17 protein-coding genes are annotated in these 24338 nt (G+C 73.6%); 10 read left to right on the top strand and 7 right to left on the bottom strand.

Annotated features, from left to right (window positions below):
• Positions 1–139 precede the first annotated feature (139 nt).
• The 5 genes from ACN27B_RS22190 (at position 140) to ACN27B_RS22170 (ending at position 8811) form a co-directional block, all read left to right on the top strand.
• Complete coding sequence (locus ACN27B_RS22190; RefSeq protein WP_422741428.1) at positions 140–3097, top strand: type I polyketide synthase; 2958 nt, start codon at positions 140–142, stop codon at positions 3095–3097.
• Positions 3098–3147: 50 nt separating this feature from the next.
• Positions 3148–5109, top strand: coding sequence for a non-ribosomal peptide synthetase (locus tag ACN27B_RS22185; RefSeq protein WP_422741427.1), 1962 nt, complete (start codon positions 3148–3150; stop codon positions 5107–5109).
• The gene (locus ACN27B_RS22180; RefSeq protein WP_422741426.1) at positions 5106–5861 is read left to right on the top strand and encodes a thioesterase II family protein; all 756 of its coding nucleotides are present in this window, start codon (positions 5106–5108) and stop codon (positions 5859–5861) included. The genes ACN27B_RS22185 and ACN27B_RS22180 overlap by 4 nt, the downstream gene beginning before the upstream one ends.
• A complete protein-coding gene (locus ACN27B_RS22175) occupies positions 5858–7288 on the top strand; it encodes a glutamine synthetase family protein (RefSeq protein ID WP_422741425.1) in 1431 nt (476 codons plus the stop codon). The genes ACN27B_RS22180 and ACN27B_RS22175 overlap by 4 nt, the downstream gene beginning before the upstream one ends.
• Positions 7289–7542: 254 nt before the next feature.
• Positions 7543–8811, top strand: a complete 1269-nt coding sequence (locus ACN27B_RS22170) for a helix-turn-helix domain-containing protein (protein WP_396822036.1) — start codon at positions 7543–7545, stop codon at positions 8809–8811.
• 42 nt (positions 8812–8853) lie between these two features.
• Here the strand turns inward: ACN27B_RS22170 and ACN27B_RS22165 are convergent, their stop codons facing one another.
• Positions 8854–9987 (bottom strand): aminotransferase class V-fold PLP-dependent enzyme, encoded by a 1134-nt coding sequence (locus ACN27B_RS22165; protein ID WP_422741424.1) that lies wholly within the window; start codon positions 9985–9987, stop codon positions 8854–8856.
• Positions 9984–11222, bottom strand: a complete 1239-nt coding sequence (locus ACN27B_RS22160; protein WP_099161411.1) for a fatty acid desaturase family protein — start codon at positions 11220–11222, stop codon at positions 9984–9986. The genes ACN27B_RS22165 and ACN27B_RS22160 overlap by 4 nt, the downstream gene beginning before the upstream one ends.
• A 362-nt stretch (positions 11223–11584) precedes the next feature.
• On the opposite strand from ACN27B_RS22160, the gene ACN27B_RS22155 reads away from it, so the two are divergent.
• Together ACN27B_RS22155 and ACN27B_RS22150 are read left to right on the top strand one after the other, a co-directional pair.
• Positions 11585–12829, top strand: a complete 1245-nt coding sequence (locus ACN27B_RS22155) for a helix-turn-helix domain-containing protein (RefSeq protein WP_099161412.1) — start codon at positions 11585–11587, stop codon at positions 12827–12829.
• 12 nt (positions 12830–12841) lie between these two features.
• Complete coding sequence (locus tag ACN27B_RS22150) at positions 12842–13723, top strand: GNAT family N-acetyltransferase (protein WP_422741423.1); 882 nt, start codon at positions 12842–12844, stop codon at positions 13721–13723.
• 52 nt (positions 13724–13775) lie between these two features.
• Here the strand turns inward: ACN27B_RS22150 and ACN27B_RS22145 are convergent, their stop codons facing one another.
• Positions 13776–15053: an amino acid deaminase gene (locus ACN27B_RS22145; protein WP_422741422.1), complete on the bottom strand. Its 1278-nt coding sequence runs from the start codon at positions 15051–15053 to the stop codon at positions 13776–13778.
• A gap of 272 nt (positions 15054–15325) precedes the next feature.
• Here ACN27B_RS22145 and ACN27B_RS22140 point away from each other — a divergent pair, with 272 nt between their 5' ends.
• Positions 15326–16237 (top strand): TauD/TfdA dioxygenase family protein, encoded by a 912-nt coding sequence (locus tag ACN27B_RS22140; protein WP_099161414.1) that lies wholly within the window; start codon positions 15326–15328, stop codon positions 16235–16237.
• A gap of 212 nt (positions 16238–16449) precedes the next feature.
• Here the strand turns inward: ACN27B_RS22140 and ACN27B_RS22135 are convergent, their stop codons facing one another.
• From ACN27B_RS22135 to ACN27B_RS22125, 3 genes are read right to left on the bottom strand one after another with little or no spacing between them, the layout of a single operon-like run.
• Positions 16450–17394 carry a GNAT family N-acetyltransferase gene (locus ACN27B_RS22135; RefSeq protein WP_422741421.1) on the bottom strand — a complete coding sequence of 315 codons (945 nt, stop codon included), beginning with the start codon at positions 17392–17394 and terminating at the stop codon, positions 16450–16452.
• A 4-nt stretch (positions 17395–17398) separates the two neighbouring features.
• Positions 17399–18652: an ATP-grasp domain-containing protein gene (locus ACN27B_RS22130; protein ID WP_422741420.1), complete on the bottom strand. Its 1254-nt coding sequence runs from the start codon at positions 18650–18652 to the stop codon at positions 17399–17401.
• Positions 18653–18692: 40 nt separating this feature from the next.
• Complete coding sequence (locus ACN27B_RS22125; RefSeq protein WP_216642349.1) at positions 18693–19589, bottom strand: TauD/TfdA dioxygenase family protein; 897 nt, start codon at positions 19587–19589, stop codon at positions 18693–18695.
• A 253-nt stretch (positions 19590–19842) separates the two neighbouring features.
• On the opposite strand from ACN27B_RS22125, the gene ACN27B_RS22120 reads away from it, so the two are divergent.
• Positions 19843–21096, top strand: a complete 1254-nt coding sequence (locus ACN27B_RS22120; RefSeq protein WP_422741419.1) for an MFS transporter — start codon at positions 19843–19845, stop codon at positions 21094–21096.
• Between the two features lie 2 nt (positions 21097–21098).
• Positions 21099–22346 (top strand): ATP-grasp domain-containing protein, encoded by a 1248-nt coding sequence (locus ACN27B_RS22115; protein ID WP_422746039.1) that lies wholly within the window; start codon positions 21099–21101, stop codon positions 22344–22346.
• Between the two features lie 42 nt (positions 22347–22388).
• Here ACN27B_RS22115 and ACN27B_RS22110 read toward each other — a convergent pair whose 3' ends face one another.
• Positions 22389–24335 carry a GTP-binding protein gene (locus ACN27B_RS22110; protein WP_422741418.1) on the bottom strand — a complete coding sequence of 649 codons (1947 nt, stop codon included), beginning with the start codon at positions 24333–24335 and terminating at the stop codon, positions 22389–22391.
• Positions 24336–24338 lie beyond the last annotated feature (3 nt).

Genomic DNA, 24338 nt, shown 5'->3' with positions numbered 1-24338 from the left:
CGGACGATGCGCGTCACCATGTTCGACAAGAACGTTGCCATGACCTTGCCTCGTCTGGCAACCTACTGGCAAGTCCGGGCATCGAGGCCGCATCTTCCACGCCGGACGGTGCGCCTGGTGACTGATCAAAGGTGGGTGCATGGCGCGCGACCGTTCCCTCGACATCGCCGTATCCGGTATGGCCGGGAGGTTCCCCGGCTCACCCGAGCTGACCCGGTGGTGGTCCGCCCTCACCGCCGGACAGGTCCTGACCCGCCGCTATCAGCGGCACGAGCTGGCCGCCGAGGGCGTGCCCCAGCACCTGCTCGACGACCCGGACTACGTGCCGGTGCACGGTCACCTCGCCGACGCCGACCGGTTCGACAACGCGCTGTTCCGGATGAGCCCCCGCGAGGCCGAGATGCTCGACCCGCAGCACCGGCTGATGCTGGAGTGCGCCTGGTCGGCCCTGGAGGACGCCGGACTCAACCCGCTCGACACCGGGCTGACCACCGGCGTGTACGCCAGCGCCAGCAGCAGCGACTACCTCCGGCGGATGGTGGCCGGCGGTCGGCTCACGCCGCTGACGCTGGAGGACGCGCTGCACGGCACCCAGCCCGACTTCCTGGCCAGCCTCCTGTCGTACCGGTTGAACCTCAACGGCCCGGCGCTGGCGGTGCAGACCGCCTGCTCGTCGTCGCTGGTGGCGGTGCACCTCGCCGTGCAGGCGCTGCTCAACGGCGACTGCGACCAGGCGCTCGTGGTCGCGGCCGGGATGGCCTTCCCGCAGGCCGGTCACCTGCACGTGCCCGGTGGCATCCACTCCCCCACCGGGCACTGCCGCCCGTTCGACGCCCGCGCCGACGGCATCGTCGCCGGGTCCGGCGTCGCCTGCGTGGTGCTGCGGCGCCTCGCCGACGCGCTCGACGACGGCCCGGCGCCGCACGGCGTCATCCTGGGCACCGCCGTCAACAACGACGGGTCGGCGAAGGTCGGCTACTACGCCCCCTCGGTCGAGGGCCAGCAGGCGGTGATCCGCGCCGCCCTGCGGACCGCCGACGTCGGCGGCGAGACCATCGGATACCTGGAGAGCCACGGCACCGGCACCCGCATCGGCGACCCGATCGAGTGGGCCGCGGCGTCCGCGGCGCTGCGTGCCAGCGGCGCGCGCCCGGCACAGGTGGCGGTGGGCGCGCTGAAGGCGAACACCGGGCACCTCGACAACGCCGCGGGCGTGGCCGGTCTGATCAAGGCGATCCTCGTGGTCCGGGACGGGGTGATCCCGCCGGTCGCCGGCCACGGCGCGCTCAACCCGCTGCTGGACCACGAGGAGTCCCCGCTGTACGTGCCGGACCAGGCCCGCCCGTGGCCCGGCGACAAGCCCCGGCGTGCCGGGGTCAGCTCGTTCGGCGTGGGCGGCACCAACGCCCACGTGGTGGTGGAACAGCCGCCGGTCGCGAGCCCGGCGTCCCCGGCCGGTCCAGGTCACCGCCTGGTGGTGCTGTCCGCGGCCGACAGGGCCGCGCTCGACCGGGCCGCCACCCGCCTCGCCGCCCACCTGGGCGCCCACCGCACCGAGCCGGGGGACGTGGCGCGCACCCTGGCCACCGGCCGGGCCCACCTGACCGAGCGCCTCGCCGTCGTCGCCGCGGACACCGACCAGCTCGCCCGGCGGCTGACGTCCGGCGGCGCCCTGCGCGCGGGCGTGCCCGCGTCCGGCCCGGCCCCGCTCGTGCTCGCCTTCCCCGGGCAGGGCGCCCAGCACCCCGGGATGGCCCGGCCCCTGGCTACCGGCCTGCCCGGCTTCGCCCCGGCGCTGGCGACCGTGCTCGACGCGTACGACCCGGCCACCGCCGACCTGGTCGGTCGCGCCCTGCACGACCCCCGGTTCCCCGCCGACGAACTGGCCGAGACCGCCCTCGCCCAGCCCGCCCTGTTCGCGGTGGAGTACGCCGCCGCGGCGGCCCTGCGCGGGCTCGGCCTGCGCCCCGCGGCCGTGATCGGACACAGTCTCGGCGAGATCACCGCCGCGTGCGTGGCCGGTGTGCTCGACCTGGCCGACGCGGCCCGGCTGGTGACCGTCCGGGGGCAGGCCATGCAGCAGTGCCCGCCCGGCGCCATGCTGGCCCTGACCTGCGGCCGGAAGGAGGCCGACGACCTGATTCGCGCCTCCGGCCTGGCGCTGGAGGTTGCCGCCGTCAACTCCCCCGACCACGCCGTCGTGGCCGGGCCGCCGGACGTGGTGGACGCCTTCGAGGCCGGGCTTCCTCCCGGCCGGGTCCGCGCGCGGCGGCTGCGGAGCCGCCGCGCGTTCCACACCGCGCTCGTCGACGCCGCGGACGCGCCACTGCGGGAGGCACTCGGCGCGACGCGGCTCCGACCCCCGACGCTGCCGTGGGCCGCGAACAGCGGCGACGTGCTCGTCCCGGGCACACCGGTCGAGGCGACCCGGTTCACCGCGCAGGCACGCCACACCGTTCAATTCGGACCGGCGCTGGAGAAGCTGGCCGGCCGGTTCCCCGGCGCGGTCGTGGTCGAGGTGGGACCGGGTCACGCCCTGTCCACCCTGGCGGAGAGCGGCGGTCTCACCGCCGTGCCGCTGTGCGGCGGTCGGACCGACGACGACGAGGCGGTGCTGACCGCGCTGGGCCGGTTGTGGACCATGGGCCAACCGGTGGCGATCGAGGCGACGTGCCCCACCGGGCGTCGCGTCCACCTGCCCGGGTACGCCTTCCACGGGCCGCGCCACCTCGCCGCCGAGGCCGCCCCGGTGGCCGACGGGCGCACCCCGCCGGCCGGTGTCCCGCCGCTCGTGGCCGCCACGACGACCCCCGGTCCGGACCACCCGGCCGGTCCCACCGGACACGACGTGCCGGCGCTGGTCGGCCGGCTCTGGCGCGATCTGCTCGGCCGGGACCAGCTGTCCGACGACGCCGACTTCTTCGACCTGGGCGGCGACTCGCTGGGCGTCACCCACCTGGCGCGCCGGCTCCGCACGGACCTCGGCGTCCGGGTACCGATCCGCGACCTCATGACCCGCCCGACGCTCGGCGACCACACGTCGCTGTGCCGGGCCCTGCTCGACGACGACACCCGCGCCCGGGTCACGGTCGGCTGACCGCCGGCCGCCGCCACACCCCTGTCACCAGCGAAAGAAGGAGCTAGTCCATGACGACGCTGTCGATGGCCCCCCGGTCGGGCACCCCGGCCGACCTGCCGGGTCCGGCGCACCTCGGCCACCCCCTGCCGGACCGTCCGCTGACGCCGGTGCCGGACCTGGTGACCGCGGTCGCCGCACGCGCACCGTCCCGCCCGGCGGTACGCTGCGGCACCGACGAGATGACCTACGCCGAACTCGTCGCCGGAAGCTCGCGGATCGCCGCCACGCTGACGCGCGCCGGGGTACGCCGCGGGGACCGGGTCGCGGTCCTCGCCGACGCCTCCACGGCCACGGTCGCCGCCGTCCTCGCCGTGCTGCGCTGCGGTGCCGCCTACGTGCCGCTCGACCCCGGGCAGCCCGACCAGCGGCTGGCCGAGATCCTCGCCGACGCCCAGGTCACCGCGGCCCTGGTCGACGAGGACACCCGGGCCCGCCTGACCGGCACGGGCCTGCCGCTGGTGTCGACCGCGCTGCCCGAGGGCGCCACCGACGACGCCGAGACGCCGGTCGACGTCCCGGTGCTGCTCACCGACCCGGCGTACCTGATCTACACCTCGGGCAGCACCGGCGAGCCCAAGGGCGTGGTGGTCGAGCACGGGCAGCTGGCCGCGTCCACCCGGGCCCGGCGGCTGGTCTACCCGGGCGAGCCGACGTTCCTCCTGGTGTCGCCGCTCAGTTTCGACTCCTCGGTGGCCGGGCTGTGGGGCACGCTCACCGCGGGCGGTTGCCTGATCGTGGCCACCGGCGCGCAGGTGCGCGACCCGGAGCAGCTGGTGACCCTGATCGACGACCACCGGGCCACCCACCTGTTGTGCATCCCGTCGCTGTACAGCTATCTGCTCGACGCCGCCGCGCGTGCCGGCGCGGACCGCCTCGGCTCGCTGCGGACCGCGATCGTGGCCGGTGAGGCCCTGCCGCAGGAGCTGGTCGAGCGGCACTTCGCCGCGACCGCGGGCCGCTGCGAGCTGGTGAACGAGTACGGCCCGACGGAGGCGACCGTGTGGTCCACCTACCACCGGTTCACCGCGCCGGCTCCGGTGACGATCGGCCGACCGATCCCGGGCGCGCGGGCGTACGTGCTGGACGAGCGGCTGCGCCCGGTGCCGGTCGGCGAGCCGGGCGAGCTGTACGTGGCCGGCGCCGGCGTGGCCCGCGGCTACCACGGGCGGCCCGACGCGACCGCCCGGGCGTTCCGCGACGACCCGTTCGTGACCACCCCGGGCGAGCGCATGTACCGCACCGGTGACCTGTGCCGGTGGACCCGTGCGGGCACCCTGGAGTTCCTCGGTCGCCGGGACCACCAGGTCAAGGTGCGCGGTCACCGGATCGAGCTTGCGGCCGTCGAGGCGAAGCTGTGCGCGCTGCCCGGCGTGCGGGAGGCCGTGGCCGTGCCCACCGCCGGTGACACCGAGCTGGTCGGCTTCGTCCTCGCCCCCTCCGGGCCCGCCCCGGACGCGCTGCGACGGCAGTTGGCCGACCGGGTGCCCGCGGTCATGGTGCCCAGCCGCATCGTGGTCCTGGACCGCTTCCCGCGCACCCCCAACGGCAAGACCGATCGGGACGCCCTGCGCGGCCTGGCCGACGCCGGTCCGCCCGCCGACGACGCGGTGGCGTCGGCCGGGCCGGGCACGACGGACCCGGCCGGTCTGGCCGCCCAGGTCAGCGCGGCGTGGAAGGAGGTTCTGCAGCGTGACGACGTCCCCGACGACGTGAACTTCTTCGACCTGGGCGGTCATTCGCTGGCGATGTTCCGGCTCCGGGAGACGCTGGAGCGGCGCACCGGGCGTCGGCTGTCGGTGGTCGCCCTGTTCCAGCACACCACGGTGGCGGCGCAGGTGGCGCTGCTGCGCGACGGCGGTGACCCGGACGCCGCCGACGCGGACGACGGGGACGACCGCGTCGCCCGCGCCCAGCGGGCACGGGCCCTGCGTGCCCGTCGTGCCGGGCTCACCCCCCAGGAGGCGCTGTGACGACGACCCCCGACACCGCCCGCTGGCTGCGGTGCCCGCTGACGCTCGACGCTCCCGAGGCACGCCTGGTGTGTTTCCCGCACGCCGGCGGCTCCGCCGCCATGTTCCATCCCTGGGGCGGGCGTCTGCCCGGCGTCGAGGTGCACGCGGTCTGCTATCCCGGGCGCGCGCACCGCATCGCCGAACCGCCCCCCGCCGATCTGCGCCGGCTCGCGGCGCAGATCACCGACGCCCTGATGCCGCTGGCGGACCGCCCGCTGATCCTGTTCGGCCACAGCATGGGCGCGGCCGTCGCCCTCGAGACCGCGGTCGCGCTGCAGGAGCGCGGGGTCGAGCCGCTGCACCTGTTCGCGTCGGGATCGCGCGACGCGCCCTACCCGGAGCCGGAGGAGCTGTCGGACCCGGACGAACTGAACGACGCGGCGGTGGTGGAGCGCCTGCTGACGCTCGGTGGCACCGACCCGGAGCTGGCCGCCGACCCCGAGTTCCAGGAACTGGTCCTGCCGTACGTCCGCGCCGACGGCCGGATGTTCCACGCGTACACGCCGGGCCCGGCACCGATGCTGCGGTGCCCGGTGACGACGATCGTGGGCGACGTCGACGACGACGCCGACCGCCGCCCGTGGTCGACGCTGACCAGCGGACCGGTGCGGGAGCACGGCGTCCGCGGCGACCACTTCTACCTGGTGGACGAGCCGCCGTTGGCGCTGCTCGGCGACTGTCTGCCGGTGCCGGCGCGGAGCGGGCCGTGACGTCCGTGACCGCCGCGCCGACGCCGCTGGCCGCCGGCCCCGACGGCGACTCCGGGGGAGCCCTCCCCGGCTCCGCCGGCGAACCGCCGCGACGGTCGGCTCCGGCCCGCGCGGCGGACGTCCTGGAACTGGTCGAACGGCACGACGTGGAGATCGTCCGCTTCCTGTGGGTGGACCACAACGGAATCGTCCGCGGCAAGGGCGTGTCCCGGGAGTCGCTGCCCGGGCGGCTGCGGTCCGGGGTGCCGCTGTCCGTCGGCCGGCAGGCGGCCAGCCTGCTGGACCAGGCCCAGCCGGTGCCCGGCTTCGCGGTCATGGACGAGGTGCGCATCGCCGGCGACCCGGGCACCCTGGCGCTGCTGCCGCACGCGCCGGGCTCGGCGGCGCTTCTCGGTGACCTGCTCACCAGGGACGGAACGCCGTGGGGCGCGTGTCCGCGGGCGTTCCTCCGCGACGCCGTGGCGGAGGCCGCCCGGGAGGGGTACGCCGTCGTGGCCGCGTTCGAACCGGAGTTCACGCTCCTGCGCGACGGGGCGCCGCTGGACGACGGGCTCACCCTGGACAACGAGGCGTTCGACGTCACCAACGACTACGTGATCGCGCTGGTCCGGGCGCTGCGCTCGGCCGGGGTGGCGGTGGAGCAGTACCACCCGGAGACCTCACCGGGCCAGCACGAGGTCACGGTCCGGCCCGCGCCGGCGCTGCGGGCCGCCGACAACCACGTGTGGCAGCGGATGATCACCCGCGGGCTGGCCCGGCGGCGGGGTCTGCACGCGACCTTCGCCCCGGTGCCGCTGGCCGGCCTGCGCGGCAACGGCAACCACCTGCACGTGTCGCTCTGGCGTGACGGCAACGCGTTCGCCGCGCCCGGTGGCGGGCTGTCGGACGTCGCGCACCACTTCATCGCCGGGGTGCTGGCGCACCTACCCGGACTCAGCGCCCTGCTGTGCGCCGGCGTGAACAGCTACACCCGGCTGATGCGGGGCAAGTGGGCCGGCGCCTACGGGTGTTACGGCTTCGACAACCGCGAGGCCGCGGTGCGGGTCCCGTCGGTGCTGGGCGGTGACGAGTCCGGCACCACCAACGTCGAGATCAAGCCGTGCGACGGCACCGCCAACCCCTACCTGGCGCTGGGCGCCGTCATCCACGCCGGCCTGGACGGCGTGCGACGGCGGCTCGATCCGGGCCCACCGCTGACCATCGACCCGAACACCCTGCCCGACGCGGAGTTGCGCCGCCGGGGGGTCACCACCCTGCCCGGCAGCCTGGCCGAGGCGGTCGACGCGCTGGAACGTGACGACCTGCTGATGTCCGTGCTGGGCTCGCCCCGCCGGGAGCTCTACACCGCGATCAAGCGGGCCGACGTCCGGGACCTGGCGGCGCTGCCCGAGTCGGAGGCCTACGCCGTCTACCACACCCGCTTCTGATCCCGGGGGGGGTTGCCGACGCGGCAAGGGCGTCGGCAACCCTCTCCCACGCTCCCACCGTCCGGCGGGACCGTGGGAGCCGGCAACCCGCTGGCAACGACTGTGCCGACACCCTTACCCGGTGCCCGGTCAGGGTGGCTATACTCCTTTACAGCCATAAACCGGCGATGGCAATGCCGAGCCGACCATCACCGGCGGCCACACCTCGCGGAGTTCCGTGGCGGTTGTCGGTGATCTTGGCCTTGGGAGTGGGAATGCTGCAGCAGTCCGAGTTCGGATCCCGGCTTCGCGCGCTGCGCGAGAAGCGTGGCCTGTCCCAGGCGGCGCTGGCCGAGGGCGCCATCTCCACCGGCTATCTGTCCCGGCTCGAGTCCGGCGCCCGACGGCCGACCCCCCGGGTGGTGGCCTATCTCGCGCAACGCCTCGGCGTGCCGGTCTCGGTTCTGGAAGATCCGAACGCCGACCCGGTGGACGCCGTCGAGGCGTCCCCGTTCACCCAGGTCCTGGCCGCGGTGATCTCCGCCAGCAGCCACGACCGCGCCGCCGAACCGCTGGCCGAGGCGCTGCGGGCCGACGGCCAACACGACCCGGCCCAGCGGTGGCAGGCGCTCTGGCTTCTCGCCGAGATCCGCGGCGACGAGGGCGAGCGCGACGAACAGCGCCACCTGCTCGAGGAACTGGTCGAGCTGAGCGGGCAGCTCGGCGTCGCGCCGCTCCTGGCCCGTGCGCAGACCCAGCTGTCCCGCTGCCTGCGGACTCTCGGTGACACCGCCGGTGCCCGGGAGTACGCGCAACGGGCGTACGACGTCGCCGGCGAGTTGTCCCTCACCGACCGCGCGGCGACGCTGCAGGCCCTGGTCTCGGCGCTGGCCGAGGCGGGCCGGCTCGACGAGGCCCGGACCCACGCCGAGGAGTTGTGCCGCCTCACCGAGCCGGCCGGCGGGACGCTGCACGTGGAGGCGCTGTGGGCGGCGGCGACGGTCCGCACCCGCCAGGGTGACCACGCCGGCGCCATCGCCCGGTTGGAGGAGGCGCTCTCCGGCGCGAACAGCCGGCAGGACCTGCACCTGTGGATCCGCCTGCACCTGGCCGCCGCCTCGCTCTACCTGCAGACCACCCCGGCGCAGCCGGAGCGGGCCCGGGCCGTGCTGGACACGGTGGAGCCGGTGCTGCGACTGATCGGCACCGAACGCCATCACCAGGAGCACCAGAGCCTGCGGGCGCACCTGGCGTTCGCCGAGGGACGGCTCGACGACGCACGCGCCATCTGCGACGCGGCAGCCGATCGGCGCTCCCTGCTGTCGTTCCGCGACCGACTCAAGCTCGCCGCCCTGCAGGCCCGGCTGGCCATCCTGGGCGGTGACGCCGACGGCGGCATCCGGGCGCTGCAGGACGTCGCCCGCCAGGCCGAGCAGGCCCACAACGTCGAACTCGCCGCGGAGCTGTGGCGCAGCCTCGCGGAGACCCTCGCCCGGCCGTACGGCGGGGATCCGGCCCTCGCCGGCCGGGCCCCCACCGGCTGAGCCCCGCCCCGACGGCGGCTCGCACGACCGGTGCCGCACGCGTCAGGCGGCGCAGGCACGCCGGAGCGAGCGACCGAGCGCCTCGATGTCGGCGACGCCGTTGTAGTGGTGCACCGACGTGCGCACGAACCGCTCGATCCCGGCCGCGGCCAGGTAGAGCGGGGTGTGCGCGCCGACGCCGACCCACGCGTTGAGCCCGTCCTCGGCCAGGGCGTCACGGATGCGCTCCGGCGGCAGCCGGTCGTGGGTGAACGACGCGATGCCGCCGTGCCGGCTGCCCGGCATCAGCAGCCGCGTTCCCGGCGTCTGTCCGATCGTGGCGGTGAGCGCCGGGTAGACCTCGGCCGCCGGCGCCGGTGCGGTGCGGGCGTACTCGGCGGCGGCGAGCAGACCGAGCACCGCGGCGTTGCCACGCTCTGCGGTCTCGAACCGGGCCGCCGTGTCCACGTCCAGCCGATGCTCGTGCAGCGAGACCGCCTGCGCGACGTGCAGGTCGTAGAAGACCGGATCGATCCGGTCCCACAGGTCCGGGCGCAGGTAGGCGAACCCGGTGCCGCGCGGGCCGCGGAGGAACTTGCGTCCGGCCGCCGTCAGGGCGTGGCAGCCGATCGCACCGACGTCGACGGGGATCTGACCGATCGTCTGGCACGCGTCCACCAGGTACACCGCCGACGAGCCGGCGAGCAGCGCGCCGATCCGCTCCACCGGTTGGATCAGGCCGACCGCCGACGGCATGTGGACCACCGAGACCAGCGCCACCCGGTCGTCGAGACGCGCGCGCATCCACTCCAGGTCGACGTCCCCGGCGTCGCCCACCGGGATCACCTCCAGCGTGCAGCCGCGTCGGGCGGCGAGCCGCTGCAGGGCGATGAGGTTGCCCGCGTACTCGTACGGGGTGGTCCAGATCCGGCTGCCCTCGGCGACGTCGAGATGGCACGCGATCCGGCACCAGGCGTCGGTGGCGCTGGCGAACAGGGCGATGTGCTCCGGGCGGGCGCCGACGAGCGCGGCGAGCGCGGCGTACACCCGGTCGGTGAGGTCGGCGGCACGTGCCTGTTCGGCCTCGTACGGCCCGACCGCGGCCTCCGCCTCGAGGTAGCCGGTCATCGCGGCGGTGACGCCGGGGGCCGGCAGGCCCGCTCCGGCGGTGTTGAGGTGGATCGCGCCCGCCGTCATCGCCGTGCCCGGGCCGGCGTCGGCGTGTCCGCCGGCTGTCGCGGTGGGGTGGGGCGCGTCGCGGTGGACGACGCCAGGACGGAGGCCAGCTCCGCCTGCGGCGGGTCGGCCCGGTACGGCGCGGTCCGCGTCTCCGGCGCCGTCCGGCCGAGGGCGACGATCTCGGCGAAGCTGCGCTGCCCCGGATCGCCGGGCACGCCGCCGTCCCGACGCCACTGCCGGTACTTGGCCGCGTAACTGATCAGGGTCTCCTTGTCCCGGCGGCCGGGCGGGCGGGTCAGGATGCCGGCCCACAGCCCGTCCCACTGGGCGTAGGCCGGGTCGCCGAGCAGGATGCGGTGCGCCTTCTTCATGTTCCAGAAGGGCACCCCGGTGTTGAGGTGGTGGACCAGGTGGTAGTTGTCGTTGTGCCGCCCCAGCAGGAACCGTTCGACGGCCCAGCCGTGCCGGTTGCGGGTCATCAGGATCTGCCGGCTCTCGCTCTCCGGCAACGGGAAGTGCTCGGCCAGTTCGGACAGCCAGCCGATGGCGACCGCGGTCGTGAACAGCGGCACGATCCAGAACAGGAGGAACTCGAGCAGATAGCCGCCGGACACGATCGGGGTGAGCAGCGCCGTCCAGACGCCGAGCAGCAGCCAGCGTTCGGCCCGTAGGCTCATCGGCATCGAGACGGCCACCTGGTCCTCGCGGAACAGCAGCCGGTCCTCCACCACGTACCGGACGTACTCGAGCGTGCGCAGGCCGAGCACCGCGAACAGGATGTTGCGCAGGAAGAAGGCCCGGTTGGAACCGCGCGGATCGTAGATGCCGCACTCCACGTGGAAGCTGTAGTCCGGGTCCTTCTCCCGGTCCCCGAGGTAGCGGTGGTGCAGCCCGATGTGCGAGCTGCGGTAGGGGTTGTGCATGTGGAACACCAGGTGCCCGGTGAAGACGGTGCTGAGCACGAGGTTGAGGGTCGGGTTGCGCGCCAGCACCTTGTGCGACGCCTCGTGCAGCAGGTTGACCAGAGCGCGTTGGGTGGAGCCGATGAGCACCAGGGAGACCGGGTAGAACCAGTACGACACGCCCAGGCTCAGGTAGACGGCGAACGCGATGACCGCGTAGTCGAAGAGGACGCCGAGTATCCCGTGGTGGTTGTCCAACCGGCACAGCCGGCGCAGTTCGCGTCGGATCTCCGGGGACAACTTGCTGAAGTCGAGGTCGGTGGGCGGGCTGAGGTGGTTCGCCGAGGCCATTCGAGACTCCTCGCAGAGGGCACGCGCCGAGTGCGCACGTGGCAAAAAGCCGCCAGCGGTGGTCAACCCAGCTCGCGCCGGCGGCTTGGCCGAGGGACCCGCAGTCGGCGGGCGGAAAGGGGTGGCGAACTGGGGGGCGGGATGGTGCCCAGCGACGACGGTAGAGGATGGCAACGTCTTTGACAATGCTGTTGCCTGACATTGACAACGCGGCTGTGCCATTACTACGATCAAGCAGCCAAGAGGCGCGGGGGGCGCATTTGTCAACGCCGCAACCCGTCCGCATTCTGCCGTGATTCCGCGTCTCGGCAGAGGGGAGACGATGCCGAGGGCACCGTCTCCCACACCTCAGGGATGAGACATTGGAACAGCCGCAGTTCGGTCAACGCTTGAGGGCCCTCCGACTGGGGCGTGGGCTGTCGCAGGCTGCGCTCGCCGGGAACTACATCTCCACCGGCTACCTGTCCCGGCTGGAGTCGGGCGCCCGGCAACCCACACCACGCGTGGTGGCATACCTGGCGGAGCGGCTCGGCGTCGAGGAGTCGGCGTTCCTCGCCCAGGCGCGGCCCACGTCCCTGGCGATCGTGCTCGCCTCGGTCACCTCGGGCACCCCGCGCGACAGCGCCGACCGGGTGGCCGAGGCGCTCCGGCTCGACGACGGACGCGCGCCGGAGCTGCGCTGGCAGGCCCTGTGGCTGCTGGCCGGGCTGCGCAGCGACGAGGGCGCGCACGAGACGGCGTACGCGCTGCTCACCGAACTGCTCGCGCTCGCCGAGGAACTGGACGTGCCCGAGCTGCTGGTGCGCACGTGCACCCGGATGTCGCGCTGCCTGCGCGTGCTGGGCGACAACGTGCAGGCCCACGAGTACGCCCAGCGGGCCGTCACGCTCTCCACCGAGCTCGCGCTGCCGGACCGGACGGCCGCGCTGCACGTGCTGATCTCCACCGAGGCCGAGGCGGGCCGACTGGGCGAGGCACGCCGGCACGCCGACCTGCTGTGCGCCCTCACCGAGGGCACGCCGGGGACGGCGTACGTGGAGGCGTTGTGGGCGTCGGCGACGGTCAGCATGCGCCAGGGTGACCACCGCGCCTCGCAGGAGGTGCTGGAACGGGCGTTGCGGCTGCTGGACAGCCACGAGGATCTCAAGCTCTGGATGCGCCTGCGGTTCGCCGCCGCCTCCCTCTACCTGCAGAGCACGCCGGCCCAGGCCGCCGCGGCGCGGGCGCGCCTGGACGAGGTCGCCCCCGTGGTGGAGATGATCGGGTCCGAGCTGCACCACCAGGAGCTGCTCTCCCTGCGGGCCCACCTGGCGTTCGAGGAGGGGCGCTTCGCCGAGGCCCGGGAACTGGCCGGCCGGATCGACGACTCGGGCGGGCGCCTGTCCTTCCGGGACCAGTTGCGGATCGAGGTGCTGCGCGGCCGCCTGAGGATCGTCGAGGGCGACACCGAGGCCGGCATCGAGCACCTGCAACGGCTGGCGCAGAGCGCGACCGCCGCGCACAACCTGGAGCTGGCCGCGGAGACCTGGCGCAGCCTGGCCGAGACGCTGTCCGCTCCGGCCCGGCTGCGGGAGATGACGACGCGACCGCCGGCGAGCGCCGGCTAGGAGGGACGGAACGTGGCGCAGCCGTGGGTCAGGCCGATGCGGGTCGAGGACGTGCCGGCCGCCGAGCGCGCCTCGGCGGTGACCTTCCTGGAGGGCGACCGGCTCAGCCGCCGGGTGAGCGAACCGGAGGTCCGGCCCCGGTCCGCCGCGGTGGGCAAGCAGTGGATCGACCGGATGTCGTATCTGGTGGAAACCGATCCGGGTGGCTGTTGGGTGGCCGTGGACGGCGAGGACCTCGTCGGCTTCGCGATCTCCCAGAACCGGGGACGGGTCTGGTACCTGGCCACCTACGGCGTGCTGCCCGGACACCAGGGACACGGGCTGGGCCGGCGGCTGATGGACGCCGTCCTCGCCCACGCCGACGGCCGGCCGGGCCTGTTCTCCTCCACCGTGCACCCCGGGGCCACCCGTCGCTACCGGTTGGCGGGCTTCCTGCTGTATCCGCAGATGCGGATGGTGGGCACGGTGGACCGGTCCACACTCCCGGCGGTCCCCGGACTGAGCGAGGGGGACGGCAACGACATCGGATGGATGGATCGGCTCGACGAGAGCCGCCGCGGCGCCGGCCACGGCCCCGACCACGGGTACATGCTCCGACGGTTGCGGCTGGTGGTGTCGCGGCGGCCGGGCCGCCTCGGGTACGTCTACCTCGACGAGGAGACCGGGCAGCCGAAGCTGCTGGCGGCGCAGGACCCGCGGACGGCGTCCGCGCTGCTGTGGGAGGCGCTGGCCGCGTCGCGCGGGCCCACGCTCGTCAACTGCATCACGACCGCCAACCACTGGGCGGTCGACGTCGGGCTCGCCGCCCGGCTCGACCTCGGGCAGGAGGGCTACCTGGCGCTGCGCGGCCTGCCGGAGCCCGCGCCGTACCTGGCCAGCGGCCACTTCCTGTAGGAGGCCCGGCGGGGCGGCGACGCGTCGACACCGCCCCGCACCGGCCGGGTGGTCAGAAGTAGGTCCGGACGAAGTCGACCACGGTCTCCCCCCGTACCACCGGGATCAGCTGCCACTTGTCGAAGGCCGTGCACGGGTAGGACAGACCGAGCCGGACCCAGTCCCCCACCGCGAGCCCGTGCCCGGCGGCCAACGTGATGAAGGCGTGCTGGTCGTTGACCGCGCTGACGGTGCAGTCGGTCAGCTCCCGGATCTCGCCGTCGGCGCCGCGGACCAGCTGCGGCTCCGGCGGCCAGGCGTCGAACGACAGGTCCCGCTTGCCGGCGGTCAACAGCGCCAGCCCGGGCTCCGGCAGCGAGGTCACCCGCGCCCACAGCTTCAGGGCGGGTCGCAGCGAACCGCTGCCGGCCTCTCCCCGGGAGAACGGGGACATCCACCGGTAGAAGCCGTCGTCGTGCGTGACGTAGCACCCGCTGCGCAGGACGGTGGTCACGGACATGCCCGGCCACGGGCCGGCGAACACGTCGGCGACCTGGTCGAAGAAGCAGCTCCCCCCGGCCGTGAGCAGGATCTCGTCGGTCTCGAACAGCCCCTCCCGGTGCAGCGCGACGGTCAGCTCCCGCATGCGGCGCAGGAACTCGTCGACGACCGAGACGCTGTGCGGGGAGGGATCGTTGACCAGCACGCCCTCGTAGCCGCCCACCCCGACCAGGCGGAGCAGCGGGCTGGCCGCCGCCGCGCGGGCCACCGCCGTCGCCTCGGCCGTCGAGCGCGCCCCGGCTCGGCCCGCCGTGCGGCCGACCTCCACCACGACGTCCACGGGCGCGGCGCCCACCTGCCGCAGCGAGTCCTCCATCCGGGCCACCCCCTCGACGGAGTCGACGAAGCAGGTGAACTCGAACCCGGGGTCGGCGGACCGTTCCTCGTCGACCCAGCGCAGCCCGGCCGGGTCCACCAACTCGTTGGCGAAGATGACCCGGGACACCCCGAACGCGCGGTACACCCGCAGCTGGGCCGTGTTGGCCGCGGTCAGGCCGTAGGCGCCCGCCTCGATCTGGCGCGCCCAGAGCTGCGGCGCCATCGTCGTCTTGGCGTGCGGGGCCAGCTGTACGCCCCGGTCGGCGCACCACTTCGCCATCGTGGTCAGGTTGTGACTCAGGGCGGCCTCGTCGAGCACCAGCACCGGCCCGAGGAATCCGTCCTCGAACAGGTTGAGCCCGCGCTCCGCCGCCTGCGCGACCGTGCACCCGTCCAGCGCCACCGGCAGTCCCTTGTATCTCCAGGTGATCGGCTCCTGCCGGATCGCCGCCACGGCCTCGGTATCGATCATCTCCAGCCCTCCCACGACACGGTTTGCCTTTGCCAGAGCTTGCCAGATGTGGCAAGCGCTCGCCAACACCGTGGCCGGCTCGGGGTACGCCGGCCCGACACATCGTGCGCCTGCTGCGGATTCCGGCATTGCCAGAGATGGCAATAGTTGGCAATATGGGTCCCACGGCCGGCGGCATCGGGCGTGCGTCTCCCCACCCGCGGCGCGCCACGTACCGTCCCCAGCCCGGCACGGGCGGGCGCCGCCGGCCCCGACGAGGAAGGGCAGGAACAGTGACTCAGACCATCGAGAACCCCACCGCGACCCGGGTCCGGATCCGGCAGGTGGCGGGCAACATCGGCGCCGAGATCCTCGGGGTCGACGCCGGGGCGCAGCTCAGCGACGAGGTGATCGGCGAGCTGCGGCAGGCCCTCCTGACCCACAAGGTCATCTTCCTTCGCGGGCAGGACCTGGGCTACGACCAGCTGGTGGCGTTCGGCAAGCGGTTCGGCACCCTCACCCTGGGCCACCCGATCTACGGGGGCCCCGAGGGCAAGCCGCTGCTGCGGGAGATGGACTCCCGCGGCGAGGGCACCCGCGCGAACTACTGGCACGCCGACTTCACCTACATGGACAACCCGCCGGCCTTCGCCTTCCTGCACAACGTGGTCTGCCCCGAGGTGGGCGGCGACACGATCTGGGCCAACACCGGGGCGGCGTACCGGGACCTGCCGGAGGGACTGCGCACGCTGGCCGACGGGCTGCGGGTCATCCACTCCAACGACTCGGACTTCACCGACGCCACCTACGACGGCGACGTGCGGACCAAGTACCTCAAGAACCGGTTCGCGGCCGAGCACCCGGCCGTCCGGGTGCACCCGGAGACCGGCGAGCGCTGCCTGCTGCTGGGCGGGTTCGCCCGGGCGGTCAACGGCTACACCCCGCAGGCCGGTCGCGACCTGCTCCGGATCCTCACCGAGTACGCCACCAAGCCCGAGTACACGGTGCGGTGGAAGTGGCAGAAGGGCGACCTGGTGATCTGGGACAACCAGGCCACCCTGCACTACGCGATCAGGGACTACACCGAGCACCGCCGCGGTGAGCGGGTCACCGTCGCCGGCCCCACCACGGTGGGTGTCGACGGGGCTCCCGCCGTCACCCTGCAGGGCAACACCTCCGAGTTCGTGGCCGGCACGGGCATGTAGCCCTCGTCGGCGCGAGCGATCCCGTTCCCCGGTCGCACACCGGTCCACCGGTGCGCGACCGGGGAACGCGCGCGTTGCGCCCCGGTCGCGCCGCGCGCCCGCGACGGGGCGGCCACGATGGATGGTCGGCGCACAACGGCGACGGCTCCCGGCGGAAACCGGGAGCCGTCGCGTCGTGGGGTGGGGCCGAGGCCGTGCGGGTGCGGTGCCGCTCAGGCCGGCGGGACCGAGGCGACCCGCTCACCGGGCGGCACCACCGTCACCCCGTCCAGGAACGGCGCCGCCATCGGCTTCACGTCCACCGGCTCGGCGCTGATCACGTATCCGGTCAGCTGCCGCTCGTGCTGCCGGCCGGGGGCGTACCCGAGCATCAGCCCGGGCCCGCTCAGGTGCGCGCCGGTCAGGATCAGGTCGGCGACGTCCCGGCCCTCCGGGTCGTGGTTGTCCTGCGACGGCACCGGGTGGAAGCCCATCGCGACCTTGAACGGGAACAGGCCCGCCTTGGTCAGGTGGCCGTACAGGTTGGGCTCGTCGCCCAACGTCACCCACTTGAACCCCTTGTCGCGGGCGACCCGCATGGCCGCGAAGTAGAGGGTGCGGGCCAGGCTGGCCCGGCGCCACTCCTCGGTCACGGCGGAGAAACGGATACGGGCCATGTCCTCGTCCGGGCACTCGCGGACCAGGCATCCGCCGGCGATCTCCTCGCCGTCCATCGCGAACACGCCGTAGTACTTGTCCGGGCCGTGCAGCATCGCGTCCCGGTACCGGCACGCGATGGTGATCCCGTACGTCATCTGCTCCACCCGGGCGCGGTAGAGGTCCAGGAACCGGTCGAGCAGCGACGCCGGCAACGTGTCGTGGACGGTCAGGGTGAGCGCCGCCTCGGCCCGGTGCCGGGCGCGACGGATGTCCTGACGCGGTTTGGTGGCCAGCCCGGCCAGGAACTCCTCCTCGCCCGGGCCGAGCTCGGCGCGCCACGACAGCAGCTCCGGTTTGTGGACGAAGCCGAGCCCGGTGAGTTCGGGCAGGAGGTCGGCGGGCGGGTCCGGCAGGCGCACCACGTCGATGTGCCGGTCGTCGCCGCGCCACGGCCGCAGCGCCAGCTCGTCCGGCTCCATCTCGGCGACGGCCAGCCCGTGGTGGTCACTGATGCGCACGGTCTCACCCCCTCGCCTCGGCCGGGACGGCCAGGTCGGCCTCCCCGGCCGACGTGGCGGCCACCTCGATGCGGTACCGGCGCGCCACCTCGGCGCACCGCTCGGACACCTGCGCCTCGGTCGCGGCCCGGATCAGCACGATCCCGGCGTAGATCGAGGAGTCCAACGGGCCGGCCAGGTGGTCGCCGACCTTCGTGGTGATCTCCGCGTACTCCACCCCGGGCGCGGCCCGCAGCTCGGCGGCGGTGCTGATCGCGGTGACGGTGCCGATCGGCCGGGGCAGCATGTACTGGATCATGTGGTCGGACCGGGCCGGCACGTCCAGGTCGACCGGGTCGCCGATGGACGTGGCAATGAGGGCGTCGGTGGTGTCCACGCCGTACTGGTGCTCCAGTTGCAGGGGGATCCCGCCGCCGGCGGTCCGGCAGGCGACCTCGCCGACCAGGTAGCCCCGCGCCGACTTGAGGATCTCCAGATGGGTGACGCCGTCGGGCAGCCCCAGCGCGGCGACCACCCGGTCGTGCAGGTCGCGGATGAGGCGGCCCTCGGGGTCGTCGTCCGGCAGGGTGTACGAGCCGATCACGCCGCCGAGGCTGTCGAGGACCGGGGCGAAGTACCGGGAGGCCGCGGCGAACACGGCCGTCCCGTCGACCACGACCCCGTCGCAGTGGAACTCGGTCTCGATGTCGACGAACTCCTCGGCCAGCATCGGGCTGTCCAGGTCGCCGAGCCGGGCCAGGACCTCGCCGTCCATGATCGACCGGGCGTGCGCGGCGTCCCGGACCACGAACACGTTCTCCGAGCCGCCGCCGAAGGCGGACTTGAGCACGTACGGCCAGCCCAGCTCGTCACCGACGGCGACGAGCTGGCCGACCGCGTTCACCCGGCGGAACGTCGCCACCGGCAGCCCGGCCGCGGCGACCTTCTGCTTCATCACGAACTTGTTGGAGAACGCGTTCGCCACGTCGAAGCTCGGCCCGGGAATGCCGAAGTAGGAGCGGACGAACCCGCCGGCCGGGACGCTCCACTCGGACGGGGCGACCACGTGGTCGAAGGGGTTGCGCTCCCGGATCCGCAGGGCGGCCTGACGGACCAGGTTCAGGTTCTCGATGGTGTCGACGACCTCCAGGTCGGTGCCCGCGTCGTACCAGTCGAGGTAGCCGGGCATGGAGATGACCGACAGCCGGATGTCGTCCCGCTCCTGCAGGGCGCGGGCGACGGCTTTGCGACCCGAGTTGATCAGTAGCACGTTCTTCATGTCGCAGCCTCTTCCTTCGCAGCGGACGTGGGCCCCGGCGTCAGCGCAGTCCGGCGCTGTACGCGGAGGTGTCGCCGGCGAGGGTGACGCTGGGCCGCCCGTCGACCCCGACCGGCGTCCGGCCGATGGTCGTCAGTCGCTCACCGCGTCGGCGCTCCCGGCCGTAGTCGTAGATCGCGTAGTGCATGGTCGCCTGGTTGTCCCAGATCACCAGGTCACCGACGCGCCACTGCCAGCGGACGGTCTGCTCGGGCCGGGTCACGTACTCCTGCAGCACCCGGATCAGGTCGCGGCCGGCGGCCGGGGCCATCCCCACGACGCTGCGGGCGAAGCCGCCGAGCAGCAGCGCGCGCTCACCGGTCTCCGGGTGCACCCGCACGGCCGGGTGCTCCGCTACGTAGGGGGTGGCCACGTAGTCGTCCCGGTGGTCGACGGTGTCGTCGGTGAAGTCGGAGTCGTTGCTGTGCACGACGCGCAGCTGGTCGGCGAGGACGCGCAGCGGCTCCGGCAGGGACTGGTACGCGGTGACGCAGTTCGCCCACATCGTGTCCCCACCCACCGGCGGAATGATCTTGGCGTGCAGGAGGCAGAAGGCGGGCGGCCGCTCGATGAACGTCAGGTCGGTGTGCCAGTGGTTGGCCTTGGTCCCGTGGGCCGAGTCCATCTCCCGCAGCGCGGGACGCCGCTCCGGCGCCGCGTAGATGGGGTGGCTCAGGGTCAGCTCACCGAGCCGCTCGGCGAACGCCCGCTGGGTGTCGTAGTCGAGCTTCTGGTCCCGCAGGAAGACCACCTTGTGCGCGAGCAGGGCGGCGCGGACCGCGGCGACGGCGTCGTCGCTGAGCGGTCCGCTGGTGTCGACGCCACCGATCTCGGCGCCGATGTTGCCCGCGAGCCGGGTGACGGTGACGGCCGGTGGGGCCACGAGGGTCTGCGCCACGGTACTGCCTCTCTCTCGGATGATCGTGCGCGTGGACGACCTCCCGACGCGCCGACGTTGCCAGATCCGGCAGCGCGGGGAACATTCCATCGCGCCATCATCGTGACCTCATTGCCAAGATTTGGCAAGGCGTGGCAACATGGCAGCGATCGGACAGCGCGCCGCCCCGAACCGACGAAGCTCGTCACCCCCGACCCGGCCCTGCCCGACACAGCGAGAGCCGCACCCCGGCCGCGACGGCGATGGGAAGATCATGAGAAAATTCTGGTTGTACACCGGAGCGACGGCCATCTCCATGGCCGGAAACACGTTCCTGTACCTGGCCGTGCCGTGGGCACTGCTCGAACACACCGGATCCGGCCTGCTCGCGGTCACGAGCATGGCCGCTCAGACCGCACCGTTCCTGCTCGCCCCGCTCCTCGGCGCGTTCATCGACCGGCACGACCGGCGCACCCTGTTCATCGCCGGCGAGATCGTTCAGTGCGCCGCCGTCGCGATGATCCCGCTGCTGCTCATGCTCCACCAGGTCGCCCTGGTCTTCGTCATGCTCGCCGTCATGGGCCTGGCCAAGGTCGTCTCCGACGTCGCCGGCGACTACGGCCTGATCCCCGCCCTCGTCCCTCGCGAGCGGCTCGACCAGGCCGCCAGCTGGTTCAACTCCGCGCAGCTCGTCGCCCGGTTCGCCGGCCCGGCACTGGCCGGCCTGACGATCGCCGCCGCCGGTGTCACCTGGGCCCTGCTCATCGACGCCGGCAGCTTCCTCGTCACCGCCGTCGCGGCCCTGTTCCTGCCCAGGGTGCGCACCGCCATCGAACAGCACGGCCCCACCATGCGCGAACAGATCCGCGCCGGGATCGCCTACTTCCGGGCCCGCCCCGACCTGCGCCGGCTCACCGCCGCGGTGGCGCTCTACAACCTCGGCGCCGGCGCCGTCGAGCCCACCATCCTCACCATCGGCACCGACCACTGGAACTGGTCCCCCGGCGCCCTCGGCATCGCCGTCTCCTTCGGCGCCGTCGCCGCCGCCGTCGGCTCCTGGGTCAGTCCCCTCGCGCCCCACGGCCCGCACCGCCGCCACCTGCGCGTGGGCGTGTGGCTCGGCGTCGCGGCCCTCGGCTCACTCGGCCTGCTGTTCGTCGCGCCCATCCTCGTCATCATCGCGTTCTGCCTGCTCTGCTTCGGTGAGGGCGGCGTCAACGCGACGACCATGGCCTACCGTCAGGCCGAGATCCCCGCCGAACTCTCCGGCCGGGTCAACGCCGTCATCCGCACGTTCATCACCGGGACCGTGCCGCTGTCGTCGCTCCTGCTCGGCCTCACCGTCGGCTTCACCGGCTCCTTCCTCGTCTTCCTCCCCGCCGCCGTCACCGCCGTGCTCGCCGTCGTCATCTGGACCACGTCGCCCACCCGCGCCAGCAACGCGCCGGATCCGGCGCCCACACCCGGGCCCGTCCCCACCGAGACCCCGGCCATGGCTCACGCCGTGCCGCAGGAAGCGGCGCGGTGACCATGGCCGGCGTGCTGCTCGTCAACTCCAACTGCCGCACCGGGGCCCGGCTCCTGCAGGACCGCCCCGACGTCCGGCTCTCCGTCATCACCATCGAGAAGTACCGGCACTTCTACGACCCCGGCACCGACGTCGAACTCGTCGACTCGGTCGCCGACCTCACCGGGGTGCGGCTCGCCGCGCTGCGGATCCGCGAGCGGCACCCCTTCGACTGGGTCGTCGCGCCCTCCGAGTGGAGCGTCCAGGCCGGCGGCTACCTCCGCTCGTACCTGGGCCTGCCCGGCCCCGGATACGAAGTCGCCAACGCGTTCTCGAACAAGTTCGTGATGAAGCAGAAACTGGCTGCGGCCGGCCTGCCCGTCACCGCCTTCCGGCGCCTGGAGGCCCTCGGCGACACGGTCGAGGCCGCCCGCCACCTCGGCTGGCCCGTCGTCGTCAAACGCGTGTGCGGCGGCGGCGCCGGCTACGTCGTCGTCGTCCGCGACGCCGACCACCTGCGGGAGGTCTTCGCCGAGGACAGCCGCGCCGCCATGCGCACCGCGCCGTTCCCGCTCATGGCCGAGCGCCTGGTCGACATCGAAGCCGAATACCACTGCGACGGTGTCGTCGTCGACGGACAGGTCAGGTTCGCGGCGGTGTCCCGCTACTTCGCCCCCGTCCTCGACAGCGTCGGCGGCGTCATCGGCTCGTACACGCTGCCCGACCACGACCCCGAGGCACGCCTCATCGCCGACCTGCACACCCAGGTCGTCGACGCCCTCGGGCTGCACGACGGCGTCACCCACCTCGAGGTCCTCAAGAGCCCGAGCGGCTACCTCATCGGCGAGATCGCCTGCCGTCCCGGCGGCGGCGGCATCACCGACCAGATCCGCCACCAGTACGGCGTCGACCTGTGGGACACCTTCCTCGACCTCGCCACCGGCATCGGTGTCGACGTGGCCCGGGCGCCCCGCGACGATCACATGATCCAGTATATGCTGCCCCGGCCCGCCGGGACGGTCACCGCCATCACCAGCCGCGACGAGATCCTCCGCCTCGACTGCGTCGTCGACGCCAGCATCACCACCCGCGTCGGCGACACCGTCCGCGGCCCGGTCGACTCCTCCACCTACGCCGGCGTCGTCGTCATGCGTGCCGCCACGGCGGGGGACATCGACCGCAGCATCGCCGCCGTCGACGCCGCCTTCCACATCGACGTCACCGACCCCGCCCGCACCACCGTCCCGGCCGGAGGCGGGCCCACGCCCTGACCGGCGGACGCCGGTGCGGGCACCCGCCGTCGCCGCGGCGACCTACCGCGGTACGGCGCGGAACCACGCCTCCCGGTCGCCCGGATCGGGTCCGCGCCGCGGCGCCGTCGGTGACTCCTCGGCCGTCACCGGCGCGTAGTGGTCGAAGGTGGTGCTCAGGACGGCCTCGCCACCGGTGAGGTCGGGCAGCGCGGCGACGACCTGTGGCACCCGCGCGGACGGCAGGGTGCCGCTCACCTCCAGGTACCCGCCGGCCAGCGTGGTGTCGTGGACGACCGCGCCCAACCGGCCCAGCAACGCCATCACCGTCTCCACGGCGCGCTGCGGAAGGTTGACGTCGAACCGCTCGACCGGCTGGCACACCCGGGTGCCCGCCCGCCGCAACGCCGCGGCGACCACGACCGGGGCGAGGTTGCGGAAGTCCGCCGCCACGCTCGACATGGACTTGGCGAACTTCTGGTGCGAACTGCTCTGTCGCGGCCAGTACCGGGAGGCGGTCATGGCGACCGTGCAGTCGGTGACCGGCCAGCCGTACCGGCCCTGCCGGAGGGCGGCCCGCACGCCCTCCTCGGTGGCGGCGACGAATGCCGGCGGCAGTCGGCCGGGCTCGACCCCCGGCCGGAACTCGATGCCGTGCCCGACCGGGGCCGCCTCGATCCGCAGACCCAACCCGGCCAGGTAGGGATTGCCGCGCTCGTTCGCCCGTTCCTCGGCGGTTCCGGTGCCGGCGACCCGTTCGATGCAGGCCGTCGACGTGCCGGAGAACCGCACCCGGACGCCGTAGCGGTCCGCCATGAGGGCGGCCAGCACCTCCTTCTGCACCTCGCCGTGCAGGCGGATCACCGCCTCCGCCTCCCGCTCGTCCAGACGCAGGTCGACCAGCGGGTCCTCGTCGGCCAGCTCGGCCAGCCCGGCGAACATCGCCAGGCGCTGCTCCGGTTCGACCGGCTCGACGACGGCCTGTCTGGTCGGGGGTGGGAACCGGTAGACGTGTCGCCGCGGCGGGTCCCCGATGTGCTGGCCGATCCGGGCCGACACGCCGCGCACCGCGGCGATCTGTCCGGCGGAGACCGAGGGACGCACCAGGACGCCGGCGGGCTCGATGACGGCGATCTGGGTCACCGTCTGCGGGCGGCTTCCGGCCAGCTGCACCCGATCCCGCACCTGCAGCCGCCCGGACCACAACCGCAGCCAGGCCCGCCGGCCGTGCCCGTCCCGATCCACGGCGAAGACCGTGCCCGCCAGCGGGCCGTCCCGCTCGGCACCGCGCGGCAGCAGGTCGGCGAGGAGGTGACACAGCTGCCGTACGCCGGCTCCGGTGATCGCCGAGCCGCACGCCACCGGGGTGAGCTCGGCGCGGCGTACCCCGCTCCGGATCGCCCGCCGGACGTCGCGGACGCGCACCGGCTCGTTCGTCAGCCACCGCGCCGCCACCGGGTCGTCGACCTCCGCCACCGCCTCGATCACCGGCTCGGCGTCGAGGCCCACGGCCCGCACCCGGGCCTCGGCACCACCCTGGCCGGCGACCGTGGTGAGCAGGACCGGACGTGCCCCGAGCCGCTGGCGCACCTGGGCCACCACCCGGTCGACGTCGGCGCCGCGGCGGTCCACCTTGTTGAGGAACACCACCGTCGGCACGCCGATGCGGCGCAGCGCCCGCCAGATGGCGACGGTCTGCGGCTGAACACCCTCCACACTCGACACCACGAGCACGGCGGCGTCGAGCACGGCCAGCGAGCGCTCGACCTCCGCGATGAAGTCGGGGTGGCCGGGGGTGTCCAGCAGGTTGATGCGCAGATCACCGATCGTGATGGACGTGACGGCCGCCCGGATGGTGATGCCGCGCCGGCGCTCCAACTCCATCGAGTCGGTCCGCGTCGTGCCGGCGTCGACGCTGCCCGGCCGGGACACGGCGCCGGCCTCGTAGAGCAGGCGTTCGGTCAGGCTGGTCTTGCCGGCGTCAACATGGGCGACGATTCCGAGGTTCACCAG

Origin of the sequence: Micromonospora sp. WMMD754 (assembly GCF_049315235.1) — a bacterium.
Lineage (GTDB): Bacteria > Actinomycetota > Actinomycetes > Mycobacteriales > Micromonosporaceae > Micromonospora > Micromonospora sediminicola.
Note: the sequence above shows the minus strand (reverse complement) of the source record. Positions and strands in the feature narration are given on the sequence as shown.